Source organism: Brevibacillus sp. AG (genome assembly GCF_028369215.1).
In the GTDB taxonomy this organism is placed as follows: domain Bacteria; phylum Bacillota; class Bacilli; order Brevibacillales; family Brevibacillaceae; genus Brevibacillus; species Brevibacillus porteri.
The window spans coordinates 369,867-381,267 of sequence record NZ_JAQMYO010000004.1 but is presented as its reverse complement, the minus strand read 5'-3'; the positions used below and the strand labels follow the sequence as shown (position 1 = coordinate 381,267).

The 11,401-nt window shown below is 41.9% G+C and carries 6 protein-coding genes; 1 reads left to right on the top strand and 5 read right to left on the bottom strand.

The features are described 5' to 3' along the window. Positions 1-170: 170 nt before the first annotated feature. The 5 genes from POF51_RS13100 to POF51_RS13080 form a co-directional block, all read right to left on the bottom strand. Positions 171-2,447, bottom strand: a complete 2,277-nt coding sequence (locus tag POF51_RS13100) for an O-antigen ligase family protein (RefSeq protein WP_271755547.1) — start codon at positions 2,445-2,447, stop codon at positions 171-173. Positions 2,448-2,472: 25 nt separating this feature from the next. Then, on the bottom strand, positions 2,473-3,156 hold the full coding sequence (locus POF51_RS13095) for a tetratricopeptide repeat protein (protein ID WP_069850949.1): 684 nt from the start codon (positions 3,154-3,156) through the stop codon (positions 2,473-2,475). A 122-nt stretch (positions 3,157-3,278) separates the two neighbouring features. Then, positions 3,279-5,531: a SwmB domain-containing protein gene (locus POF51_RS13090; protein WP_069850951.1), complete on the bottom strand. Its 2,253-nt coding sequence runs from the start codon at positions 5,529-5,531 to the stop codon at positions 3,279-3,281. A 123-nt stretch (positions 5,532-5,654) separates the two neighbouring features. Further along, the gene (locus POF51_RS13085) at positions 5,655-8,804 is read right to left on the bottom strand and encodes an S-layer homology domain-containing protein (RefSeq protein ID WP_069850953.1); all 3,150 of its coding nucleotides are present in this window, start codon (positions 8,802-8,804) and stop codon (positions 5,655-5,657) included. Positions 8,805-9,251: 447 nt separating this feature from the next. Beyond that, positions 9,252-10,460, bottom strand: coding sequence for a TolC family protein (locus tag POF51_RS13080; RefSeq protein ID WP_069850956.1), 1,209 nt, complete (start codon positions 10,458-10,460; stop codon positions 9,252-9,254). A gap of 272 nt (positions 10,461-10,732) precedes the next feature. Here POF51_RS13080 and POF51_RS13075 point away from each other — a divergent pair, with 272 nt between their 5' ends. Continuing rightward, positions 10,733-11,392: a YigZ family protein gene (locus POF51_RS13075; RefSeq protein ID WP_069850958.1), complete on the top strand. Its 660-nt coding sequence runs from the start codon at positions 10,733-10,735 to the stop codon at positions 11,390-11,392. Positions 11,393-11,401 lie beyond the last annotated feature (9 nt).

Below are 11,401 nucleotides of genomic sequence, written 5' to 3'. Positions count from 1 at the left end.
TTCTTCTTGTATTACTATACCATGAATGAAACAAAAATATATTTGTAGAATAACATCATATTACAGCAAATATAAGTTTCATTATTATACAGAAGTCGACAATTACATAGTTTCTATTACGCTAAAAAAGGATGTTGCTATGATTTCAACATCCTTTTATCCTTACCCAACTATTTTATTAACATGGCTCGATAGTCATCCAAAAGCTGCTTATAACTCGGGGACTGTGCTTGTAATTTCTGAGTCAATTCGATTGCTACACTGTTTTGCCCCAACTTCTCATATGCAATGATCATGAGAGCCTGCACTTCGAGTGTAATACTCGGATCAGTAACCAATTTAAGTTGTTCAAGACTATCTGCGTAGTTCCCTAAAATAATATTCGCTTGCCCAAGATAAAAATACGTATAGGCATTCAAATCTAATGGCCGCTTGTCAGGGATTGCCTCTGCCTTGAAAGGTTCTATCCGATTTACGTAATCCTTGTATTTATCTAAAGCCTTCCCAGCAAGTACTGTTGCTTGATCTTTTTGATTTTGTTTTGCCAATTGAAATGCAACCTGTGCATTTACCTGAATGCTTGCATCATAGAAGTGAACATTAAAATGATCTTGCTCCCAAGCCTTTTGGAAATATTGATCGGCTTTTACCCAATCATTCATGAAGAGATATACGTTGCCGATCTTGTATAAAACCTCTGACCCCTTGGGTTCGAGTTGCTCAGTACTATTTAATGTTGCTTCTGCTTTAGATTTCCACTCGCTCTGCTGTGACTGTGTGTACTTCGTCGCATACAATTTAGCCAGGTTCATCGCATATTCCGTATGATAAGGGTTTAGCTTAACTGCTTTCTCCAATATCGGTTGCGCAGCTTCTACATCTACTTCACTTGTTAACGCAGAAATAGTGCTTTGTGCAAAGAGAATCCTTCCCGAATATACACCAACTATTCCTACACAAACAGCGATAAGAGCGATCAAGAACCGCGAGTATTGGAAGCTTGGTTTCATATCTTTTGACTGTAATGGTACTGCAATTGCTATCAGCCAGAAAACAATAAACCATACCGTACCAAAAGAGAAATCAAAATCTATGAAAGCATGCATCAATATAATGGACAAGGATACTAGGGAGGCAACTGCGATAGTCGAATCGCTATCCTCCTCTTGTTCTTTCTTGATGCGAATGAGTATCTTCACTACCAGAAAGCATATCACGCCAATGAAAACAATGAGCCCCAACCATCCTGTATTAAGCAATATCTCCAAATAACCGTTATGGACCTCATTACTATAGTAGGGAAGCTCTTGATGAGCAGGATAAACGACTCTCCATCCTTCGCCACCAAAACCGAATACAGGGGCCTCCTTACTCACTGCAAAAGCATCCATATACATATTGGTTCTTCCCAATACACTAGAAGTACCCAAGTTAATATCAGTTATTCGCTGCTCCAATGACTCAGGCATAGCCTGGTATAGCAATCCCTGGTTTTTGAAATCCAGCAAAGTTAATAACCCAACTAATAAAATAAAACCGGGCAATACAAAGCGAATCAGAGGTTTCTTCGTTTCTTTCATAAAACTACTATTATTAACGATCCTTTGTGTAAGCAGCACCAGTACCATTACGATAATACTTGCCGCAACGAATGCGAGTAAACCTGCATCATCTACGTTTTCAGACCCAGCTGCAGTCATTTTTTGGAACACTAGGAGTGAAGCGACTAGAGAGAAAACAGTAAATGCAAGGTATTGAATTTGTTCCTTGCCCTTGAGAAGGAGTACTCCAATGAACCACGCCACAGGAAAAACGACCATTGCGCCACGTGAGTACGATAAGAAAAAACAAACGCCAAATGCTACCAACGGCAAGCTGAAGAAAAGTGTAGTAAAGACTTTGATTTCTTTTTTTGCCAAATAGACCAGAGCATACAGCCAAAATGCACAGATAATCGTAGCAAATGTATTGGGATATTGGAGTGGCCCTGCGAGCCTTCCCGAAAGGACTATATCCTTAAATACAATCCAATTCCAAAAACCAGCAAGTGAAAAAAAACTAATCCATACGCCCGTTGCGTTAAAAACGATTGGCAGCAGCTTTTCCACTTTATCATTGTGGTCGATCTGTCGTAACCAAATTAACATGATAAAAAGAATCGCGTAGGTCAACCAACGAAATAAGTTGTCCAAAGCTCCCATGGGAGTTTCTGCACCGAGTAGTGATAAAACATGAGTCAGTGGAATGAAAAATACAATCAAATAGATTAAATGCTCATATTGTTGATTTTTCCTGATCATCCATAGGGCTGTGATCAGAAATAGTAGAATTAGACTTACTTCGGTTAAATAAAAATCAGTATCAAAAAATAGTCCTCGAAGATATGGCGTGCATAAAAATAGGAGGGCTAAAGCTGCAAATAGCCCCCATTTCACTAATTGTTGCATTTTAGACCTCCGGCTTGCTTCTTTCCTATTTAGATTCAAGTTCCTTTACTATGTTAGCAACCTCAACCTTTGTATTCGTTCCCTCAGGAGCAAGTTCCAAGTATTTTTTCATATTGGTTACCGCTTCCTGTTTTTTGTTCAATTGCATATACCCGAATCCGATAAAACGGTAAGCTTCAAAATACTTAGGATCACTCGTAATTTCCGACAAGACTTTTACCGACTCTTCAAATTTATTTTGAACAAAGTAGATTTGTCCGAGCTTAAATTTAAGATCTGCAAAATCGGGCTTTACTTGAAGGCCTTTGTTAGCCGTAAGAAGCGCATTCTCGAAATCTTGATTAAACATTTGAATTGCTACAATATTGTTGTAGCCTTCGATCATGTCTGGTGACTTGGTGACTGCATTTTGATAATAACTCAGTGCTTTACTGAGATCATTTTGTTTCCGAGAGATATTACCCAGGTAGTACTCATAGATACCATTTGAAGCGTCGAGCTTTACACATTCCTCAAATGCTGACTTTGCTTCATCCATTTTTCCAGAGTTGTATAGAGCTAATGCAGCATCAAACTTTTCCTTATCAGGATTTGAAGTTTCAGTCTTCTTTTCTTGAGCTATAGGTGTAGGTGCTTCGGTTTCCTTTGCACATCCAGTAATAACCACTAAAGACAATAGGAATACACCCACTAAATGTACGTACTTCATGAACGTTAGGTCCTCCATATTCTAGAAAATACTGAGATACCATTCTATATTAGCACATTCCTATAAATTAGTTGCTGAAAACAAAAAAAAAGAGCCTATTACTAGGCTCTTTTTAATGCTCATTAGTTAGCAGTGATTGGTGTTGTGTTAACTTTGAGCGTGTTGCCTTGACCATCTTTAGTGTTCAGGTCAGATTTGTAAGTAGCAACAGTTACAGTTTGTGTAGTGTTGTACTCAGGCAGAGTCAAAGTTACTTTCTTGTCAGTACCACCTGCAATAGCAGTTGGAGCAACAACAGTTCCGTTAACTTTAACAACGAAGTCGTCCAAATGAGCAGCGTCATTTGCAACTACAACATCTTCACTGAAAGTCAGAACCAAGGAAGTAGAAGACTCTTTCTTAGCAGAAACGAGTGTTGGATCTACGTTGTCAGTGAAGCCATTAACAACGATGTCTTTGCTAGCTACGTTCAGCTTGCTACCATCTACAGCAACTACGCTATCAGCGATGGACAGCAACGCACCGCCATTAGAAGCGATTGTCTCGTCTTGCAATTCGATTTTAACAATTTGCTTGTTAGTATCGAAGTAGATCGCATTAGCTTTGATCTCTTGACCGTTGAGTTTGTAGTTAGAAGCAACAGCTGCAGCTGGAGCCATGTCTTTACCAAAGTTGATGGTAATTACATTGTTAGCTACAGAAATAGCAGAAGTCAAATCGATTTCGCCTTGAGCAGAACCGGACTTAACAATGCTTACAGAAGCAGCAGCGTTAGGATTTTGACCAAGGTCTTTCACAGCCCCTGCTCCGAAATCGATTGTGTAAGTACCAGCGTCGATAACACCAGCTGCTGTTTCAACGGAATTAGCATCTACTTCAACGATAGTATTCTTACCGTTAGCATCAGCTACTACGTTAGCAGAAGTGATCGATTTTTTCACGCCATCTTTGTCTTTCAAGACAATCTTAGTAGCGTCTACAGTTGTGGTCAATTCTTCAGAGAATTGAACTTGGAACACTTCGTTAGCTGGTCCAGTCGCTGCTTTGTTAACTACTTTGCTGAAGCGGTTAACGATTGTAGGAGCTGCACCATCTTTAGACAGAGTCACAGTGGAAGTGAACTCGTTACCAAACATGTTGTTGTTCAGCGCTTTATAACCGTTAACTGTTACAGTCAGATTAGTAGTGGTTTCAGTATCACCATATACTTTTACTTGACCGTTGTCAGCTACAGATACATAGTACTCATCATCTGTACCAGCACCGTCTACAGGTGTGAGGCTAGAAATCAAAGCATAGCCGTTCTTCTTAACAGAAACAGCATTCGGTACAGATACTTCTTTATCGAATACTACTTTGAATCTGTACTCACCAGCAGCTTCTACTTTCGTTACAGTAGGAGCAGCTGCATCGACAGTAACTTCAAATGTTTTTGTCAGGTAAGATGCATTGTTAGGTGTAGGAGCTTGAATGTCCTTCACGTTAGCAAATGCAATAGTGTGTTGACCAGCAGTCAAGCCAGTAGCAGCACCTGTGAGCGTAATTTCTTTAACCGCAGGGGTAGTAGAAGGAACGTTCACGTTTTTGTTATCAATTGTGATCAATCCGATAGAACCTACATACTCATCGAAGGAAACAACTACGTCATTACCTTTAACTTGTACAGACTTAACAACTGGAGCAGCAGTATCTACGAAGGAGAATGTTTTCGTCTCATCCTTCTCCAAACCGCTCAGGTTTTTGTTCAGAACTGTCTTTTTAACAGTTACGGAAACGTAGTCACCAGTTTTGAGTGGGTTTGTCAAAGCGATAACTGCTTTCGTTTTATCAGTGCTATCAACAGTTGTAGTAAAAGCAGTTACTACGGAGTTGTTGACTTTCACTTCATAGTTGGATTCGTCTTCAGCAGTTACTGTATCCAACTCGTCATCGAAGTCCACAACGATTTCTTTCGCGTTCAGAGCGTCTACAGCATCAACTTTCAGTTCGCCCGCAGGACCTGGAACTGCATCTTTGCGAGGATCGTAAGTTGCACCGTTAGAACCATCGAGGTTAGATTTCGTATAAACGCCTTCGAAATCAGTCTCTTTCAGGTCTCTCTTAACTTTGCTGAACTCACCGTTCATGATTTCGCGGAGGCTTGCACCTTTACCGTCGAAGTCAACGTAGATCAGTTTGTCGAAAGAAGTTACTTTCATGTCAGCTGCAAATTTTGTTTTACCTGCATCTGTCAGGTTGAACAGGTCACGCAATTCATAGTATCTGTCTACATCTCCACCCAAATAAACACCAGATTTTGGTGCTGCAAAAGCGGAAGAAGCCATGCTAGCAACTACTGTAGCAGAAAGGATGGAAAGAGCTACTTTTTTATTCACGTACTACCCCTCCGTAAGTTTGATAGGAAGTCTCTATTTTTTGTGAGTGAGTATGTAATGAACAGCGGAGAGAGGTGACTCCCTCCGCTGTTCGACTCACGTAAAAGGCTTTAACTCACAAAATTATTTTTTGAAAGTTACGTTTGCTTTGTCAGTGTCGCCTTTTTCACTTGTTACAGTGATTACACCAGTAGTAGCATCTGTTTTGTCAGTAGAGAATTCGAATACGATTTCTCCGTTGCTTACTTTACCAGTGAAGGTTTCGCCGCCAACTTTGATAACTGCGTTATCAATCTCGGATTCTTTACCGGATTTGATTTCTACAGTTACAGAGTAAGAGTTTACTGGACCGATAGCGAACTGTTTACCAGTTGCGGAGTCAGCGATAGCATCCCATTTACCTGGGTTTGGAGTGTCGCCTTTTTCTTGTTTCAAGAACGCTTCCGCTTCATCTTCCCAACCTTCTTTATCTACTTCATCTTCGTCGGAAATGATCAATACGTAGTCGTATTTGTTACCAGAAACGTCGGAGCTATCGATAGCAACGATGTAGTCGCCTTTGCTCACGCCGTCTACGCCTTCCAGATCATCGAAGATGTCCAGGAATGCAGTAGAAGATTTAGTGGAGATAGTGGATTTTTTGTCATCAGCATCTTTAACGGTGATGGTGTTGCCATCTACGTTAGATACCAGACCCACTTTGATTTTGTCGATGCTAGCATCTTTCCACTCGTCTTTGTCAGCGATCTTAGCGAGCATTTTTTCGTCGGAATCTTGGAGGTTGTTGTTAACTACTTCAACAACATCGTCCACAACTACTTCATCGTTAGTATCCAATTGGAATGCGATGAAGTCGCCGCGTTTGATACCACGATCGTCTTTCAGATCTTCGGAATCTTTGTCCAATGGGTAAGTTTTTACTTCGACTTTGTCGCCGACTTTAGTAAGAACTTGGATAGTGTCGTCTCCACCGGATCTTCCGTAATCCCAAACCATACCGTATTGGGCATCGCCACCCAAACCGTCACCTTCAACTACGAAGATTGCTTCAACTTCATCTTTATTTTCGTCAACTGTGTAGTATACAGTCAGATCGTCTTCGTCTGCGATGTTTTTGAACTTCGTAGCTTTAGCGTTTTTCAGTTCAGGACGTTTGTTAGCGTCTTTGATCTCGCCAGTCATATCGAAGATCGCAGTATCATCATTTACTTCGTAGTCGTCAACCATTTCATCGTCTTCGTCAGCAAGTTTGTTCCAGTCAGTTCCAGAAGAACGAATCAGATCTGTTTTCAGGATACGAACTTTTTCTGCTTTACCTTCTTTGTCAAGTTCAACTTCAAGCAGAACGTTGCTGTCGTCTTTCTTAGGTTGGAGAAGCTCTTCCAGTTCGCTCTCGTTACCGTTTTTGTCGAAGTTTTTGCCGTTTACATCATAGATGTCTTTAGCTTCCAACTCAACATTCACTTTTTTGCCTTTTTGAGTCAATACAGTGAATTGCCATTTGTCTTTACCATAGTCGTTGTAAGCTGCACGAGTAACGATTGCTTTTTGTTTGCGATCGTCGATTGGATCCTTAGTAGTTACGTGACGAACACGACCAGAAGCATCCAGGTACAGTTTTACTGTTTCGCCGTCAAGACCTTTGATCAGATCCCAGTTGGATCCATCAGTATCTTCAACGTCTTTGTTTCCGTTATCGGAGTAAGTAGCACCTTTGTAAATACGGTACGTTTTGTCTCCGACAGTCAGACGGTAGTCGCTGCTGCTACGCATAACAACTTTGTCTACTTTACCTTCTACAATCGTGTCAGTAGCGAAGATCAGGAACTTGTCTTCGTCACCTTCTGGATAGTAAACGCTGTAAACCATGTTTTCTTTCAGATCGCTGAATTTAGCTGGTTTACCATTGAGGAATACGAGGAAGTCTTTACCTTCATCTTTGTTTTCCAGCTCATTGAACTTGTCGTTGTCAATGTTCGTGATCTTTTTCTTTTCAACATCGACTTTGCTGATCACTTCAGAACCATACTTACGACCTTCGTCAGTTTGGTTCATAGTTTGATCGTCGATTACGTGCATGTAAGCAATTTCGTTGTTGTCATCCAGAACAACTTTCACACCAAAAGTGAAGCCATCGCCATCTTTGATGATTTCTTTCAAGCCGTCAACTGCATCAGTGTAACGTTTGAAGTTGTAAGTAACAACAGTGTCTTTGTTCAGACGGTAGGATTTCTCGCTAGCATCCAGAATCAGTTTCAGATCTTTCAGATCGGAGCTGCTCAGATCTTTAGCATCGGAGAACTTTTTACCTTTCAGTTCCCATTCGCTCACACGGTCCATGATAACTTCTTCGTCTGTGGAACCTTCCATCCAAACGATTACGTCTTCACGGTCGTCTTTGATCCACACTTGTACGTGTTGACCAGCGAATTCGTTAGAGTTGATACCGTCAGCTACTTTGTAAGTAGTGTTGCCGATACCAGCATTTTTACCATTCAAAGTTACTTCGTTAGCTTTGATTTTGCCCAAACCGATAGCAGGTACGTTTGTTACCAGTGGCAAGTCATCGCCGTCACGGCCAGCTTCTTGAGCCCATTCCATGTCACGAACAGTAACTTTCAGGTACTTAGTCAAGAGGTTTTCGTTTGTTACCTCATAAGTAGCTTCAGTACCGTATCCTTTACGCTCCATCAGGTCTACACGAAGAGCGTTGTCGAGCATTTTGAAGATGTCGCCACGAACTGCTGCATTGTTAGGAGAAGTGATGCTTCTAGCAATGTTCAGCTCGGAAGCTTTGGAGATCATGCTGTTAGGCCATACACCTTTAACTGCTGGCTCATAACCCAGTGCACGAACGATCATAGTTACTGCTTCAGCATAAGTAACTTGGTTTTGTGGTTTGAAAGATTTGTCCGGGAAACCTTTTACGATCTCTTCGCCGGAAGCTACGTTTACGAAACCAGCAAACCAATCAGAAGATTTAACATCAGTGTAAGTATTGCTGAATTGTGCCAATTTCGCACCTTGCTCCAGTCCGCGAGCGCGAACGATCAGAGTAGCGAACTCTGCACGAGTGATAGTTTTGTCTACACCGTATTCGCCGTTGCCATAACCTGCTACCAGGCCAAGAGCTTCCAGACGTTTTACGGTTTTTTCCATTTCAGCGTCCATTTTAGGAGCTGTAGTTGTTGCTGCTTCTTCTGCTGCGAAAGCCATTGGAGCAACAGTAAGTGCGAGTGCACTAGCCAATACACTGTTAACGACCTTTTTCATAACCTTGTGTTCTCCTCCTCTAGTATAAACAAATTGTTCTTGGGGAATATTTGTTGTTAATCTATCTTTCTTTTTAAAGCCCGAATCCTGCAAGCGCGTGTCACCTCCTTTCGCAGGAAAGCCTCGCTTTTTGTGTTAAAAATCTCTAGTATATTCAGTATTGTGTAAAATGCAACAATCACTAGTGTAACACAACTGCTAGAATTCGTGAATCTTTTTTACACAATTCCCCGTTTTTCGTGTGACATCCTATTAAACGCCTGAGCGAATCAAAAGTTGCGGCGCCTTCGAAAAAAAATTAAAGTTTTTTTCGTGGTTCGTTATTCACCTGTCCATTATGTACGAAGTGACATCCGCCACAATCCGTATTATAGGGGACATATGGCGGGCTGTCACGACTGAACCTTTTTCCAATTGGATTCAAAAGCTTACAAATCTTGTTTTCAGTTAGTTACCCAGAGCTGTTTCAAAAGCTACAACAGCCAGGTTGTATGACAATACAGCCTTTTGGTACTCGTTCTCGCTGGTAGACAACGCTTCTTCGGACTGGATAACCTCCAAAGTAGTTGCGAGCCCATTCTCAAAGCGCAGATTTTTCAGGCGATAGCTCTCCGCAGCAGAATCCTTTGCAGACTTACGGAACTCAATCCCTTCTCTTGCCGCATTCAGGTTGAGATATGCTTCTGTTACATCTTTAATAACAACACGCTTTTGCTCATCGATAGCAAGCTTGGCTTTTTCCACATTGTTGCGCGCCTGTTGACCTTGAAGAGTAGATACAGCCAAATACTCATCGATCAGCTTCACGTTCAGTTCAGCCAGCTTGAGCTCTTCTTCTGCTCTCGTAATTTCTACCCGGTTGGAGAGTGCCTGCTCCTTGGCTTGCTCGCTCGTCAGCTTAATAGGGGCCGTTTGCTTATTCGATGTGACGAGCTTCCATTCTTTATTTAAATCTACTCCGAGGAAGTCATTTAGATTCATAAGGGCAATTTCCACAGCGTTTTCTGCAGACTTCAATTGTGCTTTTGCCGCTGCTACTCCCATCTCTGCTTCCAAAACATCTGTTTTTGCATTCGTTCCCACATCGAATGCAGCCTTTGCTACCTTCAGCTGTGCTTCTGAACGCGCCAAGCTTTGTTTCTTCAAGTTCAAATCATCTTGAGCAAAAATCAGCTTGTAATAGACATCTTGTGCCCCTAGCTTTGTTTTTGCTTCAGCTGATTTTACGTACAGTGCATTGAGCTTTTTGTTCACTTTCCCATTCTCGTTTGTCACATATTTGCGTTGTGCATCTTCCAGCGTTTCAATCGTACTGCTTGGCATTTCAGAGTTACTTACATAAGTAAGTGACTGATTAATGTCTGCATTTTTTGCATCCAGACGTGTCTCATTAAGCTTAGCATTTGACTTCAGAGCCTGTTCAACGGCTTTTTCCAAAGTCAGCTCCTCACTTGCAGCAGCCTCAGTAGTAGACTGGCTCCCTGTACCGGTTTGTGTTGTTGTTTTATCATTTGATGCTTGTACAGTCGTAGGTGCCTTTGTTTGATCGGAGCCTGTATTCGCAGATGCCGTCAAGCTTCCTGCGCCTAGTGCTGTTGTTAATACTGCCGCCAAACTGATGGACATCCATTTCTTTTTCGAATATGGAAAATTCACTGAATTCCACTCCTTTATTTTATATTGAGCATAAAATTATTAACCACATTAAATATGTGGTTTGTCCCAAGATCACTATATCACAGAGTTATACTTCTCACACGCAAAATTATGCCATACCAGCATTTTCATAAGGGAATCATAGATAGCTCCTCCCTTTCCTTTTTTATTCCAGAAGCACCACATAGAGTACTACGATTATGTGTCAAAAACATTTCAGTGTTCGCCAACATTTCTTTTGCATGCTATCCTTTTCTTGAGGTGATTGTACGATGCTTACGCAATACAAAACTATCGCTGGCTACGGTGAGGACTATATCGTTATTGAACGCTCCCGTTTTATCGGATATGCCAAGCGGGTTACAACCGAAGAAGAAGCGACAGCGTTTATCGCGATGATTAAAAAGAAGCACTGGGATGCTACCCATAACTGTTCCGCTTTTGTCATTGGCGAAAACGATCAAATTCAGCGATCAAGTGATGACGGGGAGCCCAGCGGTACAGCTGGCAAACCGATTCTCGAGTGTATCAAGAAAAACGGTGTTAAGGATACGGTCGTCGTCGTCACCCGCTATTTCGGCGGAATCAAGCTTGGGGCTGGCGGACTCGTTCGGGCTTACACAGCAGGAACGGTTACTGCACTTAAGGCTGCGAAGATCGTGGTGCATACCCTGCATCAAACGATTTCTGTCAGCGTCGACTACACGTGGTGGGGCAAGGTAGAGAACGAACTACGTCTAGGCGAGCATCGCGTGAGTGGTACGGATTTCACAGACAAGGTTACCGCGCATGTATTGATTCCTGAGGGCGAACAGGATGAGTTCGTCGCGCGAATGGTTGATTTGACGAATGGACAAGCTCAGATCGTGCTCGGAGAAAAGGAATATGTGGAGGTTCCGGTGGACGCGGTTGGAGATGTGGAAGAAGAGTAATTTCTCAAC

Bases quoted from the DNA above. Each gene is read 5' to 3' on its own strand.
- POF51_RS13100 (WP_271755547.1), bottom strand. From the start codon at position 2,447: ATGCAACAATTAGTGAAATGGGGGCTATTTGCAGCTTTAGCCCTCCTA.
- POF51_RS13095 (WP_069850949.1), bottom strand. From the start codon at position 3,156: ATGAAGTACGTACATTTAGTGGGTGTATTCCTATTGTCTTTAGTGGTT.
- POF51_RS13085 (WP_069850953.1), bottom strand. From the start codon at position 8,804: ATGAAAAAGGTCGTTAACAGTGTATTGGCTAGTGCACTCGCACTTACT.
- POF51_RS13075 (WP_069850958.1), top strand. From the start codon at position 10,733: ATGCTTACGCAATACAAAACTATCGCTGGCTACGGTGAGGACTATATC.